This is a genomic window from Halorubrum ezzemoulense DSM 17463 (genome assembly GCF_002114285.1).
GTDB lineage: Archaea > Halobacteriota > Halobacteria > Halobacteriales > Haloferacaceae > Halorubrum > Halorubrum ezzemoulense.
In genome coordinates this window covers 125881-142379 of the sequence record NZ_NEDJ01000002.1, presented here as the reverse complement: position 1 = coordinate 142379, position 16499 = coordinate 125881, and the positions used below count along the sequence as shown (strand labels likewise).

The window sequence follows — 16499 nt, the reverse complement described above, 5'->3', positions numbered from 1 at the left end:
ACTCGAAGGGGCGGGCGCGAGGCGGGCGCAGGCGACAGAAGGACCGCAGGGCGGGAGCGAGTGAAACGAGCGACTGACCGAGGACCGCAGCGAGCGAGCGCCCGCCTCGCGGCCGGGGGTTCGGTGGTGATCGTGTCGATCAGCTGCTTATAAATGATGTTGTCGTACGGCCTCGGAGCCGGGGTTTCGAGCCGATCCGGCGTTGGGTCTCGACCGCGTCTCGCTCGCGGAGAGTCGTCGTGCGATCGACTCACACCGCGATCCCGCAACCGCCACGCTTTATTAATCCGGCCGAGTACCCGCGACATGGACCAGTTGCGGCAGTCGCTCCTCGACGCGCCGATCATCGAGAAAGGCGAGTACCAGTACTTCGTCCACCCGATCAGTGACGGCGTCCCCATGCTCGAACCGGAGCTGCTCCGGGAGATCGTCATCCGGATCATCCGGAAGGCGGAGCTAGAGAACGTCGACAAGATCGTCACCCCCGCGGCGATGGGGATCCACATCTCCACCGCGCTCTCGCTGATGACCGACATCCCGCTCGTCGTCATCCGGAAGCGCCAGTACGGCCTCGACGGCGAGGTCCCACTGTTCCAGGAGACCGGCTACTCCGAGTCGGAGATGTACATCAACGACGTGGAGGAGGGCGACCGCGTCCTCGTCCTCGATGACGTGCTCTCGACCGGCGGCACGATGAAGGCCATCCTCGACGCGCTCACCGACGAGGTCGGCGCGGACGTCGTCGACGTCGTCGCCGTGATCAAGAAGGCGGGCGAGAACGAGCTCGACGAGACCGACTACAACGTGAAGACGCTGATCAACGTCACCGTCGAGGACGGCGAGGTCGTCGTCGTCGACGCGCAGGGCGACGAATAGGTCGGTAACTGTCGACCCGGGGGGACCACCTCGAAGTTTCTACTCGTAGGTTTATTAGTAGTCGACGACGGACCGGCGGTTAACACCTCCAAAGCCCCGCCCGGCACCGCACCGCGCCTCACGCCTCCCCAGCCCCGTCGGGCGCGTCTGTCGGACTCCCTTCGGTCGTCCTCGTCGCGCCAGCGACTCCCTCGCACGTGCTTCTCGCGGCCGCCGAGGGCGGCCGCTCGACGGCGCGCGCCGGCCGAGACTGTGACGTTTGCTTATAAACCCGACGCCGCCCTTTGGCGCTGCCGGGCGCGGGCGTCTTTTATATCGAGGTCCTCAATGGCGGACTACACATGACTGACGCGTTGTTCGTCGTGAGCGAGGAGGGGTACTGGGCCGAGGAGTGTATCGAGCCGCTGACGACGCTCGAATCGGAGGGCGTCGACGTGACCGTCGCGACGCCGTCGGGGTCGCCCCCGGTCGTCGACGAGCGCTCGCTCGACCCCGAGGCCGCGGGCGGCGAGGAGCGAGGCGCGGAGCTCCGCGAGGTCGACGAGGAGCACCCCGAACTGAACGATCCGGAACCGATCGCGACCGTCGACGCCGACGGCTACGAGGCGGTCGTCTTCCCCGGCGGCCACGGCACCGTCTGGGACGTGAACCAAGACCGGCACGCCCGGCAGTTGCTGCTCGACGCGGTCGCTGGCGACGACGGCGTCGCCCTCGTCGTCTGTCACGCCGTCGGCATCCTCGCGTTCACGCGCGAGGCCGACGGGACGCCGCTCGTCGAGGGGCGCGCCGTCACTGGCTTCCCGAACGACTGGGAGGACGGGATCGTCGACGACCACGACGTGATGCCGGACGGCCGGAAGCTCCCGTACTGGGTCGAAGACGAGGTCCGGCTGGCGGGCGCGGAGTGGGACGCCGAACTCGACGCCGACACCAGCGTCACCGTCGACGGCGACCTGATCACGGCCCGCGGCCCGGGCTCGTCGGCCGAGGCGGCGGAGACGCTGCTCGGCGAGCTCTGAGCGTGCCCGATGCGATCACGCCGAGCCGAGCCGGTCGGTGTCGGCCAGCGACACCGCGACGAACGCGGCGGCGCTCGCGATGACGCCGGGGACGACCGGGTCGACCGCGGTCAGCGATCCGAGCCTGTCGACCGTCCACACTTCGGTGAGGACCTGCCACGCCGTTGCGGTGACGAACCCGACCACGACGCCGGCGAAGGCCCCGTCGCCCGTGGCCGCGTCCCAGTGAAGCCCGCCGAGGACGGGAACGAACAGGGTCGACCCGAGCACGGACGTGTAGAGCGCGACGATGAGCTGGACCACCCCGCCTAACGGACCGGGGTTGACGGCGAGAGCGGCGGGGACGACCGCCGCGCCGACGGTCGCGATCCGGCTGACTCGCCGCACGCGCGCCGGCGTCGGCTCCGGGACGAGGCCCAGGGCCGGCAGCGTCCGCTCGTAGATGTCGTGGGCCACGGCCGCCGACGTGACCAGCAGCACCGAGTCGACGGTGCTGAGCACCGCCGCGACGACCGCACCGAGCAGCAGCAGCCCCACCGCGGGACCGAACAGGTCGAGCGCGAGCCGGACGACGGACGCGTCCGGGTCGGCCAGGCCGGGGAACCGGACGCGCGCGAGCAGCCCCAGCGTCAGGATACACACGGCGATGACGGCCTGGATCGCGATGGAGATCGGGATCGCCCGCTTGACCGTCTCCGGGTCTCGCATGGCGTAGACCCGCGAGAGTTCGTACGGGGCCACCGCGATACCGAACCCGAACGACAGCGCCAGCCCGGTCGTGAGCGCTGGCGCCGAGGTGCCCGACAGCAACGCCGGGTCGATAGCCGCAGCCGCGTCGATGAGCGCCCTCGCGCCCCCAGTCTCGGCGACTCCGACGACGGCCGCCGCCGCGACGCCGAAGAGGAGGGCCGTGACCTGAACCGCGTCCGAATAGATGCTCAGCCGCATCCCACCGACGAGCGTGTACGAGAGCGCGACCGCGGCGAACGCCGCGATGCCGAGGACCCGCGGCACTCCGAAGACGGCGTCGAGGATGACCGCCCCGGCGACGTACTGGGCGGTCGTGTACACGAGGTAGATGACGCTGACGAGGGCCGCGGTCGTCCCGCCGACCACCTCGTTGTCGCCGTCGAAGCGCGCCGAGAGGAACTCCGAGACGGTGATCCCGCCGCGGGCGCGCAGGTGCGGCCCCACGAACAGCAGCGACGCGACCCAGCCGGCCCAGATGCCGAGCCACACCAGGCCGAAGCTCACGCCCACGGCGTAGTGGATCCCGATCGTGCCGATGAGCGTCCCCGCGCTGACCTGCGTCGCGGTCAACGACATTGCACCGAACACGCCCCCGATCCGGCGGTCGGCCGCGTAGAACGACTCGGCGTTCGACGCGTCGGCCTCGCTGTGCGCCTCCGAGGAACCGATCACGCTACCAACCTGCCCGAGCGAACGAATAAGCGATGTCCTCAGTTTCGCGGCAAAAGCATCCGATATTATATACAACAGTTATTATGCGATCGCGTCTCGTGTGAACGCATGTCTATGGCCGACCGGCCGCCGATACGCGTCCTCTGCGTGGACGACGAGCCGGGGTTCGCGACGCTCACCGCGGACGTCTTGGACCAACAGCACGACGACATCAGGGCCGTCGGCGTCACCTCCGCCGAGGCGGCGCTGGACCGGCTCGACGAGTCGACGTTCGACTGCGTGGTCAGCGACTACGACATGCCCGACGTCGACGGCCTCGAACTGCTCGACGCCGTGCGCGAGCGCTACCCGTCGAAGCCGTTCATCCTGTTCACCGGGCGCGGCAGCGAGGCCATCGCGAGCGAGGCGATCTCGTCCGGCGTCTCCGACTACCTCCAGAAGAGCGGCGGCCAAGAGCAGTACGAGCTCTTGGCGAACCGGATCCGAACGTGCGTCACGCGGCTCAGGGAACGACGGGACCGCGAGCGCGTCGAGGACTGGTACTCGCAGCTGTTCGAACAGCGGCTGATCGGCGCGGGGCTGTCACAGGACCGGAGCTTCGAGCTGGCGAACCGCCGCCTCGCCGAGATGCTCGGGATGCGGCGCGACGAACTCGTGGGCGAGCCGGTGTCGTCGATCGTCGCCCCGCACGATCGGGACCGAGTGGTCCGGGCGATCCGGCGGCGAGAGTCCGGCGACGACGACCGCGTCAGATACACGATCGACCTCCTGGCGGCGGACGGCTCCACGTTTCAGGCGACGGTGGTCGGGAGCCGCGTCACCTACCGGGGCGAGCCCGCGATCCTCGGGCTCATCCAACCGACCGGCGCGGACGAGGCGGCGGCCTCGCAGGCGGTCCGCGGCCGCATCGAGGCCGCGAGCCGGATCCTCTCGCGCCCGCCGTCGGAACTGGACGCGCCGCTCCTGTCGACCGCGAACACGCACCTCGCCGAGGTCCTCGGAGCGCTCGACACCGGCGACTCGTCGCCGACTACCCCCGATCCGACCCGCCCCGTACAGCTCTCCGACGCCGTCGGCGAAGCGGTGTCCCAGGCCGGCCTCTCGGCGACGGCGACCGTGACGGTGGACCCGGACGGGTCCATCGACCGCGACCGCGGAACCGTCGTCCTCGCCGTCCGGAACATCCTCCAAGCCGCGCTCGACGAGGCGGTCGACGCGGTCGCAGTCGACGCGCGAACGACGGCCGACGGCTTCCGAGTGCTCGTCCGCGACCCGCGGTCCGAGTCCGCCGAGGAGTGCTGCGTCGCCGAACTACCGTTCGACGTCGGCCTCGCCGGCGACGCGATGTACGGGATCGACCTCTTCATGCGGCGGATCCCGGGTGGCGTTCGCTGCGACGCAGTCGTCGCGGAGCGGTGAGTCGTCGGGCGACCGCTCAGCGGATCACGAACGCAGGCTCTGCGATCCGTTCGCTCTTACACTCGGGGCACCGTGACGGCTCGTTGACCGGATCGTCGAAGCCGTCGAACCCGCACTCGCGACAGGTCGGCGGCGCGACGAGAAACTCCTCGTCGGCCCCGCCGTCCCTTTCTTCGGATCCGCTCTCGTCGGTAACGGACCGCGAGACGTGTTCGAGGTGTTCGTACACCGTCGGCGTCGGCAGCGACAGCGTCGCCGCGAGGTCGCTCGCGGTCCGCGGTTCCTCGCGGAGGGCGTCGGCGATCCGCTGGCGAGTCGTCTCCATACCCAACGTTCGACACGGGCGAGTAAAACCGCCCGGTCGGCGTCCGACGCCGACACGGGCACAAGAGGTATGTCACCGGAGTGAGAGCGGGAGAGTATGAAAGCCGTCGTACTCGCGGGTGGCTACGCGACCAGGCTCTGGCCGATCACCGAACACCGGCCGAAAATGTTCCTCCCGGTTGGGGAAAACACCGTCATCGACGAGATATTCGAGGACTTGGAGGCCGACGACCGGGTCGACGAGGTGTTCGTCTCGACGAACGAGCGCTTCGCCGACACCTTCGCGGAGTACCTCGACGACAGCCCCTTCGAGAAGCCGACGCTCTCGGTCGAGGAGACGGTCGAGGAAGACGAGAAGTTCGGCGTCGTGGGAGCGCTCGAACAGCTCGTCGAGCGGGAGTCGGTCGACGACGATCTGATCGTCGTCGCCGGCGACAACATGATCAGCTTCGATCTGGGCGACTTCGCCGACTTCTTCGAGGACAAGGGAACGCCGACGCTGGCGGCCTACGACGTGGGCGACCGCGAGCGCGCGAAGTCGTACGGCCTCGTCCAGCTGGACGGCGACGAGGTGGTCGACTTCCAGGAAAAGCCCGACGACCCGGAGTCGACGCTCGTCTCCATCGCCTGCTACGCGTTCCCCGCCGAGACGCTCCCGAAGCTCACCACCTACCTCGAAGACGGCGAGAACCCCGACGAGCCCGGCTGGTTCCTCCAGTGGCTCCAAGAGCGCGGGGCGGTCAACGCGTACACCTTCGACGGCGCGTGGTTCGACATCGGCACCGCCGACAGCTACCTCGACGCGGTCGAGTACGCGCTCGACGGCGGGACGCTCGTCGACGACGACGCGACCGTCGAGGGGAGCGACCTGGGCGACGTGGTCCACGTGATGGGCGGCGCGACGGTGACCGACTCGACGCTCGACCGCGCCGTCGTCTTCGGGGACGCGACGATCACCGACTCCGAGGTCCGCAACTCCGTGATCGACACGGGCGCCACCCTGGAGGGAGTCGACCTCTCTGGCGCGCTGATCGGCTCGCACACCTCCATCACCAAGGGCGACGAGTTCTGACCGCTTCGGGGCGACCGCCGTCTCAGTCGTCGACGCCGGCCTGCGCGTGCGTGTGGTGATAGCAGTCGAACGCGGGGTCGCTGCCGTCGGTCGCGGGGTAGAAACAGACCCGTTGGTAGCGCTCGTTGTCGAGCAGGTTCGCCACGAACCCGCCGGTGTGTCGGGAGACCGAGTCGTACGGGTCACCGCAGGCGGGACAGTTCGCCGGCGGATCCTCGGGAACGTACATGCGGCGCGGTGGTCGGAGGTACGTCCCCGAGCCGGAAAACGACCGCGCCGAGCGGCGGCGGTCGGAGCGGCTCAGGACCCGTTCGAGGAGTCTCCGCTCCCGCCCTCGACGCCGAGCGCGTCGAACAGCTTCCGCCGGACCGCCTCCTCGGTGAGGTGGAGGAGCGTGTCGCGCTTGTCGCCGCTCGCCTCGATGCCGGTGAAGATCCCGAGCGGGATCTCGAGCGACCCCTGCGTGGAGTGGCCGGCGGCGTCGCCCATCTCCGAGAACGCCTCGTCGAGCACGTCGCCGATGTTCAGCCGGATGTCCTTCGAACGCGCCGCGAGGTAGATCTTCTCGTCCGCGATGCCCAACACGGCCGTCGTCGTGATCCCCTCTAGGTTGAGGAGGTGTTGCGCGGCCTGCGCGAGCGCCTCGCGGTCACGGATGAACCCGGCCGTCGAGAAGAGGTGGCTCCCCTGGACCTCGCGGTTCTGGATCGCCTCCGCGAGCACGTCCAGCGTCTCCGGACTCATCGACGGTGACTCCACCTGTTCGAGCGTGTCGTGGTTCGCGAACGGGTGGAGGTACGCCGCCGCGGTCAGGTCGGCGGGCGTCGTGTCCCGCTTGAAGTCAAGCGTCTCAGCGCGGATCCCGTAGAGGAGCGCGGTCGCGACCGCCTCCGAGGGGGACTGGTCGAACTCTTGGAGGTACTTCGTGAGGATCGTCGACGTTGAAGAGACGTTGGTCCGCACGTCGACGAAACGGGCGTCGAACGGCACCTCGGCCTCCAAGTGGTCGAGGTAGATGTCGACCGACACGTCGAGATCGAGGTCCTCGGCGGCGGCCTTCGCGAGGTCGACGGCCGCGATCGTCTCGTACTCGGAGAGCGGCGAGGCCTCGCCGCGGGCGAGCAGGTCGATCCCGAGGAGGTTGACGAACGCCCGGTTCTCTTGGTGGCCCACGTCGCCGGAGTAGATGATGTCGGCGTCGACGCCGAACGCCTCCGCGATCGCCTGGAGCGCGGTCGCGGACGCGATCGAGTCCGGCTCGGGGTTGTCGTGCGTGAGGATGGCCATCCGGTCGCCGCCGTCTTCGATGATCTCCGCTAGCTGGCGGGCCATGTACTCCAGCTCGCCGGTCTCCAGCGACTGGAGGGCACTGTCGGCGATCACCGTCGAGGGGTTGATCACCACGTCCGCGCCGCGCTCGCGCAGCTCGTCCTCGCTGACGGGGTCGGAGGCCCGGGCCACGAGGTAGTGGTCGCCGCCGGTCTCTCTGACCGCCGAGACGGCGGCCTTGTTCGCTTCCACGTCGCTGGCGAGGATCAACACGATGTCGCGGTCGGCGAGCTCGTCGACGACGTCCGGCTCGGCGATGTCCTGGACGCGCGCGTTGAGGTCCTGGTCGCGGAGCGCCTCGACGCGGCTCTCGTCGCGGTCGAGGATGAGGACGTCCTTCCCGCGCTCGGTCAGTTCCTCCGCGACGGCGTGACCGACGCTTCCACAGCCGAGGATGGCGTACCGGGTCCGCGCGGATCCGGATGCCCCACTACTCATTGGAGGGATTTCCGCGGCACGACACTTAACGAGTGCGCTCTCGGCGTCGTCCCCCGGCCACGAGGTCGCCGAGCCCGGCGGCTTCGCTCCCGAGAGACGCGTTCGGGTCCGAACGCGATACCGTCGCTTTCGTGCGATTGTACCGGCGTCCGCCGAGCGCCGACGGGGTCGAATGAAAAGGCCTTTTACCGTGACCCGGGTACGAACTTGTGAGGGCCGGTAGCTCAGTTAGGGAGAGCGACGGACTCTTAATCCGTCGGTCGCGTGTTCAAATCGCGCCCGGCCCGTACACTGAACCGCAGAGCGACAGCGATGCGGTGAGGGAACCGGACGGAAGCGATTTGAAGTAGAGAAGTCGCAGCGCGAGCGAAGCGAGCGACCGTCTTCTCGTGGTTCACAATCGCGCCCGGCCCGCTTCTCATAACGGTTCACCGTCTACTGACGAGTTCCCGCGTTGTGCCGCCGTCTCGAAAGGCGGAATCACGAACGGGGTAGAACGACAGATCGGCGCCATCGAGGTGGCCGACGGCTCGGAGAACTAGCCGAGGGGGAAGAGTCGTGCCGAGACGGTTGATACGAACGTTGAACGGACGGCTCTGCCCGTCGACGGGACTCCTGGCGGACCGCACGGACAAACGGACGAGGGATCGAGCGCCACAGGACCGACACTCGATTCCGGCCCGCGGGGTGGCCGGAGTCAGACTGCGTGTGACACTCCTCACCCGTCTGGGAACTCAACGCCCGTGAACGCGAAGCGAGCGCCGCCCTCGGCGCTCTGCTCGACGCCTATCTCCCACCCGTGAGCGGTGGCGATCTGCTTGACGATGGTCAGTCCGAGGCCCGCGCCCCCTTCGCCCGTGGTGACTCCGTCTTCGAACGGTCGGTCGCGAAGGTCGTCTCGAATCCCCGCGCCGGTGTCTTCGACGTAGAACCCGTTCGGAATGGCTCCGACCCGCACGGTCACGTCCTCGCCGCCGTGTTCGACCGAGTTGCGGAACAGGTTTTCCAAGATCTGTCGCAATCAGCTCTCGTCGGCGGAAATGGCTATCTCTGTCTCGACGCGCAGCGACGCGTCGCCCGTGTCGACGCTCCCCCACGCCGACCGGCTGACCGCTTCGAGATTCGCGGGGGCGACTTCGTCGATCCGGTCGCCCGCCTTCGTCAACGAAACGAGGTCGGTGATCAGGGCCTCCATGCGAGTGAGGGCGGCGTCCGCCGTTTCGAGGTGTTCGCTGTCGGACTCCCTGCGGGCGAGTTCGATCCGCCCTTTCGCGACGTTCACCGGGTTTCGGAGGTCGTGACTGGCGACGTCGACGAACTGATCCAGCTGCTCGTTCCGCATCGTCAGGCGCTCGTTCGCCCGTTCGAGTTCGGAGACCGTCTCCGCGAGCTCCTCGTTCGTACGACGAAGCCGCGCCGCGTACACGCCGATGACCGTGCCGAGCGCCGCGCCGACGCTCAGCGATCCGGTCATCGAGAGCAGGAGCGACGAGTCCGCTCGGGAGGCCATCTCCCCGAACCAGGCTCCGAGAATCACGAACGCGAGAAATCCGGTGACAGTCCATTTCAACACCGTCCGCTGGCTCGTCGCGGCGACCCCGTCCGATCGGAGCCGCCCGTACGACACCAATCCGACTCCGATGAGCATCGGAACCGCGGCCTGGAGTGCGAGTATCCCAAAGTCGACGTCCACGAGCACACTCATCACCCCTGTTACGACGATGATCGCCGCCCCCGCGATAACGACGGGATTCATCTGAGTGTCGGGAGCCATTTTTGGATGTATTCCAGTATGCGATATTTAAATAATTTCGATATGTACGAGAGCCCTCGGCGCTCCGAGCGCCGGTCGAGGCCGTGATCGAGGGTCGAAACGAGCCCATGTGGCGCACTTATCCGGGCATTCAGCACGGCAGCGACCGAACAGATTATCCCGGCTACCCGCGCTGTGTTCGACGAAACACCCAGAAATAATCAATATAACGTCATTTCATCGAGGCTGACCTCCGGCGCGCGGAGCGGTCGGTCGAGACGGCCGTCTCGCTCGTCGAGGACCTCACGACCGTCCACCCGTTCTTCGTCGAGCCGAGGCGGCTCTCCGAGTCGATGCGCGAGTCGAGCGCCGCGCCGACGGAGCGCGATGAGTGACGCCACGCCGCGGCCGGTCGGGCGGTCGCGCCGAGCGGCCCGCGGTGGGTGATTCCCGTTGCGCTTCTCGCCTCGTCGGTCGTCGTCTGCGAGGCGAACAAGACCCGGGCCGACCTCTCCGGGCTCTGGCTCGACGAGTACGCCCCCGCCGAGGGCTGACGACCGCCCAGTTCGCCGAGGCGTTCGACGGCGGGGTCGCGGTCCTCGTGCCGGACGAGTCGCTCGGCGACGGGGCGGCCGAGGAGATACTGGAACGGTCGCGGTCGGAGGCGTCGCACTGTCGCGTGCTCTGCGTCAGGGAGCGGTCGGCCCCGGACGCGGAGGCGCCGTACGGCCGCGACATCGAACGCCCGTTGTTCGAAGCGGACCTCGTCGACACCGTCGAGACGCTGTTCCACCGGGCCGACTACCACCTGCTCTTGGACCAGCACTACCGGACCACCGTGCTTATCTCGGCGTACGAGTGGCGGGACGGCGGCGATCCGACGGACGACGCCCGGTACGACCGACTCGTCGACCGGGCCGAGCGCTTCCGGAAGTAGCTGACTCGGCTGCGACGACGGATGAGCGGCGAGGACGTTCGCGCCGTCGCCGAGGGGATCGCGGTCGGCGACGGCGACGGCGTCGCCGAGCAGGAGTCCGTCGAGAGCAAGTACCGCCCCGACGAGTGCGCCCGGCGCGGGAGCGACCGGACCGAACGGGTCGACGGCGAACGGGCGGCGGTGAAGACCGGCGCGTACGTGTGGCGGTGCGAGCGCTGCGGCCACGTGGACATGCGGGCGGGCGCGAACCACCGACGCGTCACCTCCTCCAACCGCTGAGGCGGTCGGCGAGCAGTTCGCTCAACCGCCCCTGCGCCGCTCGCCGCGGCGTGGGTGATTTATGTGCTTCGCCGACGACGACGCTGCGTACATGTCGAGTCTCGACGACGCGGCGGCGGTGATAACGGGAGCGAGTTCGGGAATCGGTGAGGCGACGGCGCACGCGCTCGCCGAGCGCGGGGCGAACGTCGTCCTCGTGGCGCGGCGGCGCGAGGCGCTCGAATCGGTCGCGGACGACGTGCGGTCCGATCACGGCGTCGAGGCCGTGGTCGCGGACGGCGACGTGCGCGACCCGGCGACCTCGCAAGCGGCGGTCGAGGCCGCGGTCGACGAGTTCGGCGACCTCGACGTGGCCGTCGTCAACGCGGGCGTCGCCCGCGGGAGCGACGTGGCGACGATGACCGACAAGGAGTACTCGGTGATGCAGGAGACGAACGTCGACGGCGCGTTCTTCCTCACGCGCGCGGCGCTCCCGCACCTCACGGAGAGCGAGGGGAGCCTGATCGCGGTCGGCAGCTTCGCCGGGGAGTACCCGCGGTCGTTCAACCCCGTGTACGCCGCGACGAAGTGGTGGGTCCGCGGGTTCGCGCACAGCGGCGCGGCGCAGGTCGGCGACGAGGGCGTGGCCGTCTCCGTGGTCAACCCCTCGGAGGTCCGGACGGAGTTCGGGAGCGAGGACGGCGAGCCGTTCGAGGAGCGGTTCGAGCCCGGGAGCGTCACCGAGCCCGAGGAGGTGGCTGAGGCGATCGCCTTCGCCGCGTCGCGGCCCGGCTCGACGGCCCAGGAGATCGACCTCTTCCGGCGCGACAAGTTCGCCGACACGCTGTAGCCGCCCCGGTCCGGGCGGACGAGCCGTCGAGCGTCGGGCCCCGGCCTTCGAACCGTAACCCCTTTTGAATCACCGGACGGCGGACGCGTGTGAGCAACGCGACGGACGGACCGAAGCGATCGCAGTTCTGGGCGCTGTACCTCACTCGGTTCGCGGAGGGGTTCGGCTTCATCACGTTGCTGACGCTTCTGCCGACGTACATCAACGCCTTGGACCCGCAGGCGGTCACCGTGTTGGGCGTCACGGTCTCGGCCGGCTTCGTCATCGGGATGTACACCACCGGGTTCACGCTCGCGCAGACGGCCGCGGTGGTCCCGCTCGCGTGGGCCGGCGACCGGTTCGACAAGCGGCGCGTCCTCCTCGCCGTTCTCGTGGCCGGTGCGGGCGTGTACGCGCTGTTCCCGCTGGTCGACTCCTCGGCCACGTTCGTCGCCGTGCGCGCGCTTCAGGGGTTCGTCGTCACCGGCGCGGGGCTGATGACGCTCTCGCTCGTCGGCCAGATCGCCGAAGCGGGCACCCGGGCAGACAAGATCGGGAAGGCGAACGCCGCCTCGTTCGCCGCCTCGATACTCGGCTCGCTCGGCGCGGGCGCCATCTACGACGCCGTCGGCTTCGGCCCCGTATTCGGAGTCATCACGGCGCTGATGGTGACCGCGTGGCTCGTCACGTGGGGCGTGCTCGACGACGACCCGACGCGGATCGAGGGGTTCCCCTTCACCGACCTCGCGGTCAACCGCAAGCTCCTGACGATATCGACGTTCCGGGCGCAGTACGCCTTCGCGGTGACGATGGTCCGGACGTGGGTTCCCATCTACGCGGGGACGGCGGTCGGCGGCGGGGGGCTCGCGGTCGGGGCGACCGCGGTGGCGGTGACGGTCACCGCCGAGAAGGCGACCAACATGGTCGGGCAACTGTTCACGGGTCGGCTCTCAGACGCCTACGGGCGGTCGCTGTTCGTGTTCGGCGGCGGCGGAGCCTACGGGGTGATCGCGATGGCGATCCCGTTCTCGGCGCCGATCGGTGCCGCCCTCGGTAGCGGCGTCACGGTCCCCGTACTGGGCGCGCTCCCGCCGGCGTACCTTCCGCTCGTCTGCCTCTCGGGACTCCTCGGCGTCGCCGACTCGTTCCGGGAGCCGGCCAGCATGGCGCTGTTCGCCGACGAGGGGACCGACGACGGCGGCGTCGCCTCCAGTTTCGGCATCCGAGAGCTGGTGTGGCGGCCGGGGTCGGTGGCCGGCCCTCTCATCGCCGGCTGGCTCATGGTCGAGGTGAGCATGGCGTCCGTCTTCTACGTCGGCGGCGCGTTCGCGGTCACCGGCGTCCTCGCGTTCCTCGCGATCCTCGCGCGGGACCACGGTCGCGCGGCGCTGACGACGTGGTAGGACCGCGTGCGGCCCGCACACCGAGCGGCCACGTCCCCTTACCGCTTCCGCAGCGCGGCGCGGTAGTGCGGGCCGTCGCCGGAGCCCTCGCGGTCGACCGCGTCCACGACCCAGTCGGTCCCAACGGCGGCCTCGCGGAGTCGGTCCGGCGAGAACAGCCGGAAGTGGAGCGTCGGGTCCGTCTCCCCGTCGTACCGGAACCACATGAGGCGGTGCGCGAGCCCCGGCGTCGGGTCCGCGCGGTAGCCGAACAGGTCTGCCGCCTCGGAGTGCTCGGGATCGTAGCAGTCGACCACCGCGGTCGCGTCGGGCGTCGTCACGAACGCGAGGTCGCTGAGGAACGCCGAGAGCCCGCGCATCGACCCCGCCAGCCCGATCTGCGTCCCGATCGCGAGCGCCGACGCGAATCGGTCGCGCTCGAACGACTCGCGGAGGGCGAACATGTCGCCCTCCCTCGCGTCGGCGACGCCGCGGTCCCGCATTGTCTCGACGAGCGCCGGGCTGGCTTCGACGGCCACCGTCTCGAACCGCTCCTGAAACCGCAGCGCGTGGCGGCCAGCGCCGGCGCCGAGGTCGACCAGCGGGCACTCCAGCCGGGACGCTAGCCACGACCCCGCCTCGTCGTCGGGGTCGAACTCGGTGAAATAGAACGCCTCGATCGGATGTTCGCGGACCGCCTCGCCGTCTCCCTGGTAGAGCGGCTCCGTCCGGTCGCCACGGTTGTGGTCGCGGAGCGCGCGTCCGAAGGCGTCGGCCATACGCCGGACTGTCCGCTCACGGTGAAAAGCGGTCCGTGATATCGTCACGCAGTGACGCACCGGGTCGCACCTCGTGTCCGCAGGCGACGGGACCGGACGCAGTTGACCGTTCAGTCGTCGCCCTCGGCGGCCGACCCGCCGGTCGAGTCGGCGACCCGCTTCGTCTCGCTGTCCACGCTGATCCCCTCCCAGTCGTCGTCGGTGTGGAACCCCTCGCGCTCCTTCGCGCCGGGGGCGACGCGCATGAACTCGGCGCGCTCCCGGGCGCCTTCGAGCGTGTGCCCGCCGCAGTACGAGAGGCCCGAACGAATCCCCTGGCAGAACTCCTCGGCGACCGTCCCCACCGGGCCCTTGAAGGGCGTCAGCGCCTCGACGCCCTCGTCGGCGCCCACGTTCGCGCCTTTGTCATCCCGGTCCTCGGCGGCGGCGGTCGTCGCCATCCCGCGCGACCGCTTGTACCGCGTCCCGTCGACCTCGACGACCGCCCCCGGGGCCTCCGCCGTCCCGGCGAAGAGGCTCCCGAGCATCACCGTGTCGGCCCCCGCCATCAGCGCCTTCGCCGCGTCGCCGGAGGTCCGAATGCCGCCGTCGGCGCAGATCGTCACGTCGAGGTCCGCGGCCGCGGTCGCGCAGTCGTCGACCGCGGTGAGCTGTGGGACGCCGGCCCCGGCGACCTTCCGCGTCGTACAGTGCGAACCCGGCCCGATGCCGACCTTCACGCAGTCGGCCCCGGCCGCCGCGAGGTCCTCGACGCCCGCCGGCGTGGCGACGTTGCCGGCGACGAGGTCCGTCTCCGGGAACTCCGCAGCGATCTCCTCGACGGCCGCGATCGTCCGGTCGAGGTGGCCGTGCGCGACGTCGACGACGATCGCGTCCACGCCAGCGTCGACCAGCGCGGCGCTGCGAGCGAGGTGGTCCTCGTTGATGCCGACCGCGGCCGCGACCCGCTCGCCGGCCGCGGCCACCCGCTCGACCTGCGCCGACTGCTCGTCGACGGTGAGGAAGCGGTGGAGGACGCCGAGCCCGCCGGCCCGCGAGAGCTCGATCGCCAGTTCGGCCTCCGTGACGGTGTCCATCGCCGCCGAGACCAGCGGGGTCTCCAGTTCGACGTTCGGCGTGAACCGCGTCGACAGGTCCACGTCGCTCCGGCTGTCGACGGGCGACCGCTGCGGGACGAGCAGCACGTCCCCGTAGCTCAGCCCGGTTCGTAGATCGTTCATACCCTTAGCGGGACGGGGGACGGACGGTGAAAAACCTCTCGATAGCCGGAGCGCGCGCGGTCGCGCTGCCGCGACGCGTCAGTACCCCTGCTCGGCCAGGGCGCCCTCGAGCGCCGCGAGGACGTACTCGACGTTCTTCGGGCGGGCAGAGTGCCCCATACAGCCGATGCGCCAGATGTCGCCCTCCAGGTCCCCGAGCCCGGAGGCGATCTCCAAGTCGTACTCGTCGAGCAGGCGGTCGATGACGGCGGCGTCGTCGACCCCGTCGGGCACCCGGACCGCGTTCAGACTTGGGAGCCAGTACTCGTCGGGAGCGTTCATTTCGAGGCCCAGATCGCGGAGCCCTACCTTCAGGTCGCCGGCGACCTCGCGGTGACGCGTCCACCGCTCTTCGATCCCCTCCTCGGCGACGAGGCGGAGCGCCTCGCGGAGCGCGTACACGTTCGTGATCGGCGCGGTGTGGTGGTACGCGCGCTCGTCGCCCCAGTACCCCTCCAACAGCGAGAGGTCGAGGTACCACGAGCGGGCCGGCTCCTCGCGGTCGAGCACCTTGTTCATCGCGCGGTCGTTGAGCGTGAGTGGGCTCGCCCCCGGCGGACACGAGAGGCACTTCTGCGGGCCGGAGTAGGCGGCGTCGACGCCCCACTCGTCGACGCGCATCTCGACGCCGCCGAGCGAGGTGACGCAGTCCGCGATCACGAACGCGTCGTGAGCGTGCGCGATGTCGGTCAATTCGGAGACGTTCGGCTGGCGGACGCCCGTCGACGTCTCCGCGTGGACGAACCCGAACACGTCCGGCTGCTGTTCGTTGAACGCGCGCTCGACGTCGACGGGGTCGAGGGGCTCGCCCCACGGGGCGTCCACCTCGACGACCTCGCCGCCCGCGCGCTCGGCCATCGACTTCATCCGGCCGCCGAAGTAGCCGTTCGTCGGTACCAGCATCGTGTCGCCCGGCTCGACGAGGTTGCCGATGGCGGCCTCCATCGACGCCGACCCGGTCCCGGAGACCGGGATCGTCCACTGGTTGTCGGTCCGGAACGTGTAGCGCAACAGCTCCTGGACCTCGTCCATGATCTCGACGAACGACGGGTCGAGGTGGCCGACGAGCGGCGTGCTCATCGCCTTGAGGACGCGCGGGTGGACGTCGCTCGGACCGGGGCCCATCAGCGTGCGGTCCGGCGGCGTCAGCTCCCCCACGTCGGGCGCTTTCTCGTCGACGCCGCGTTCGGCGTATCGCTCTGACATGCGCTTGAGTCCAGCCAGCGGTGACAAAACCCGACGGAACGCGCGGGCTCGCCGACGCAGTGACGGCCGACGACGACGGCCGGCCGCTATCGCTGCGCCGCGAGCGGGTGCCCGGCCGATCGAAGTCGCCGCACCGCGAGCGGGTGCCCGGCCGATCGAAGTCGCCGCACCGCGAGCGGGCGCCCGGCCGATCGAAC

General features: G+C 69.6%; 17 protein-coding genes and 1 tRNA gene. 9 read left to right on the top strand and 9 right to left on the bottom strand.

The genetic code is table 11. From position 1 onward, the window contains the following. Positions 1–306 precede the first annotated feature (306 nt). Positions 307–876, top strand: a complete 570-nt coding sequence (gene hpt / locus B9H04_RS01445; RefSeq protein ID WP_008446308.1) for a hypoxanthine/guanine phosphoribosyltransferase — start codon at positions 307–309, stop codon at positions 874–876. 341 nt (positions 877–1217) lie between these two features. Then, positions 1218–1895, top strand: coding sequence for a type 1 glutamine amidotransferase domain-containing protein (locus B9H04_RS01440; protein ID WP_085682386.1), 678 nt, complete (start codon positions 1218–1220; stop codon positions 1893–1895). A gap of 15 nt (positions 1896–1910) precedes the next feature. Here the strand turns inward: B9H04_RS01440 and B9H04_RS01435 are convergent, their stop codons facing one another. After that, entirely contained in the window at positions 1911–3317 is a 1407-nt protein-coding gene (locus B9H04_RS01435) for a sodium:solute symporter family protein (RefSeq protein WP_049929684.1), read from the bottom strand. A gap of 108 nt (positions 3318–3425) precedes the next feature. Here B9H04_RS01435 and B9H04_RS01430 point away from each other — a divergent pair, with 108 nt between their 5' ends. Continuing rightward, positions 3426–4736, top strand: a complete 1311-nt coding sequence (locus B9H04_RS01430) for a response regulator (RefSeq protein WP_080508533.1) — start codon at positions 3426–3428, stop codon at positions 4734–4736. 16 nt (positions 4737–4752) lie between these two features. On the opposite strand, the gene B9H04_RS01425 is transcribed toward B9H04_RS01430, so the two are convergent. Further along, positions 4753–5061: a transcriptional regulator gene (locus tag B9H04_RS01425; protein ID WP_085682385.1), complete on the bottom strand. Its 309-nt coding sequence runs from the start codon at positions 5059–5061 to the stop codon at positions 4753–4755. Between the two features lie 96 nt (positions 5062–5157). Here B9H04_RS01425 and B9H04_RS01420 point away from each other — a divergent pair, with 96 nt between their 5' ends. After that, on the top strand, positions 5158–6132 hold the full coding sequence (locus B9H04_RS01420; protein WP_049929681.1) for a sugar phosphate nucleotidyltransferase: 975 nt from the start codon (positions 5158–5160) through the stop codon (positions 6130–6132). A gap of 22 nt (positions 6133–6154) precedes the next feature. On the opposite strand, the gene B9H04_RS01415 is transcribed toward B9H04_RS01420, so the two are convergent. Both B9H04_RS01415 and B9H04_RS01410 read right to left on the bottom strand, forming a co-directional pair. Beyond that, positions 6155–6361: a hypothetical protein gene (locus tag B9H04_RS01415; protein WP_049929680.1), complete on the bottom strand. Its 207-nt coding sequence runs from the start codon at positions 6359–6361 to the stop codon at positions 6155–6157. Positions 6362–6432: 71 nt separating this feature from the next. Further along, the gene (locus B9H04_RS01410; protein ID WP_049929679.1) at positions 6433–7899 is read right to left on the bottom strand and encodes a DHH family phosphoesterase; all 1467 of its coding nucleotides are present in this window, start codon (positions 7897–7899) and stop codon (positions 6433–6435) included. Between the two features lie 213 nt (positions 7900–8112). Here B9H04_RS01410 and B9H04_RS01405 point away from each other — a divergent pair. Continuing rightward, positions 8113–8186, top strand: a tRNA-Lys gene (locus B9H04_RS01405). Between the two features lie 431 nt (positions 8187–8617). Here B9H04_RS01405 and B9H04_RS19035 read toward each other — a convergent pair. After that, positions 8618–8920: a sensor histidine kinase gene (locus B9H04_RS19035; RefSeq protein ID WP_249025085.1), complete on the bottom strand. Its 303-nt coding sequence runs from the start codon at positions 8918–8920 to the stop codon at positions 8618–8620. After that, on the bottom strand, positions 8921–9673 hold the full coding sequence (locus B9H04_RS01400; protein ID WP_248648630.1) for a histidine kinase dimerization/phospho-acceptor domain-containing protein: 753 nt from the start codon (positions 9671–9673) through the stop codon (positions 8921–8923). A 580-nt stretch (positions 9674–10253) separates the two neighbouring features. On the opposite strand from B9H04_RS01400, the gene B9H04_RS19030 reads away from it, so the two are divergent. The 4 genes from B9H04_RS19030 to B9H04_RS01385 all read left to right on the top strand — a co-directional run bounded on the left by B9H04_RS19030 (position 10254) and on the right by B9H04_RS01385 (position 13079). Continuing rightward, positions 10254–10589, top strand: coding sequence for a hypothetical protein (locus B9H04_RS19030; RefSeq protein ID WP_248648629.1), 336 nt, complete (start codon positions 10254–10256; stop codon positions 10587–10589). A gap of 21 nt (positions 10590–10610) precedes the next feature. Beyond that, positions 10611–10868: a hypothetical protein gene (locus B9H04_RS19025; RefSeq protein WP_094580669.1), complete on the top strand. Its 258-nt coding sequence runs from the start codon at positions 10611–10613 to the stop codon at positions 10866–10868. 91 nt (positions 10869–10959) lie between these two features. After that, on the top strand, positions 10960–11697 hold the full coding sequence (locus tag B9H04_RS01390; protein ID WP_085682384.1) for an SDR family oxidoreductase: 738 nt from the start codon (positions 10960–10962) through the stop codon (positions 11695–11697). 89 nt (positions 11698–11786) lie between these two features. Continuing rightward, positions 11787–13079 (top strand): MFS transporter, encoded by a 1293-nt coding sequence (locus tag B9H04_RS01385; RefSeq protein ID WP_049929677.1) that lies wholly within the window; start codon positions 11787–11789, stop codon positions 13077–13079. Between the two features lie 38 nt (positions 13080–13117). Here B9H04_RS01385 and B9H04_RS01380 read toward each other — a convergent pair whose 3' ends face one another. The 3 genes from B9H04_RS01380 to B9H04_RS01370 all read right to left on the bottom strand — a co-directional run bounded on the left by B9H04_RS01380 (position 13118) and on the right by B9H04_RS01370 (position 16302). Then, positions 13118–13837, bottom strand: a complete 720-nt coding sequence (locus B9H04_RS01380) for a methyltransferase domain-containing protein (RefSeq protein ID WP_049929676.1) — start codon at positions 13835–13837, stop codon at positions 13118–13120. A 110-nt stretch (positions 13838–13947) separates the two neighbouring features. After that, positions 13948–15057: a guanosine monophosphate reductase gene (locus B9H04_RS01375; RefSeq protein ID WP_049929675.1), complete on the bottom strand. Its 1110-nt coding sequence runs from the start codon at positions 15055–15057 to the stop codon at positions 13948–13950. A gap of 78 nt (positions 15058–15135) precedes the next feature. After that, positions 15136–16302: a pyridoxal-phosphate-dependent aminotransferase family protein gene (locus B9H04_RS01370; protein ID WP_049929674.1), complete on the bottom strand. Its 1167-nt coding sequence runs from the start codon at positions 16300–16302 to the stop codon at positions 15136–15138. Positions 16303–16499: the final 197 nt, after the last annotated feature.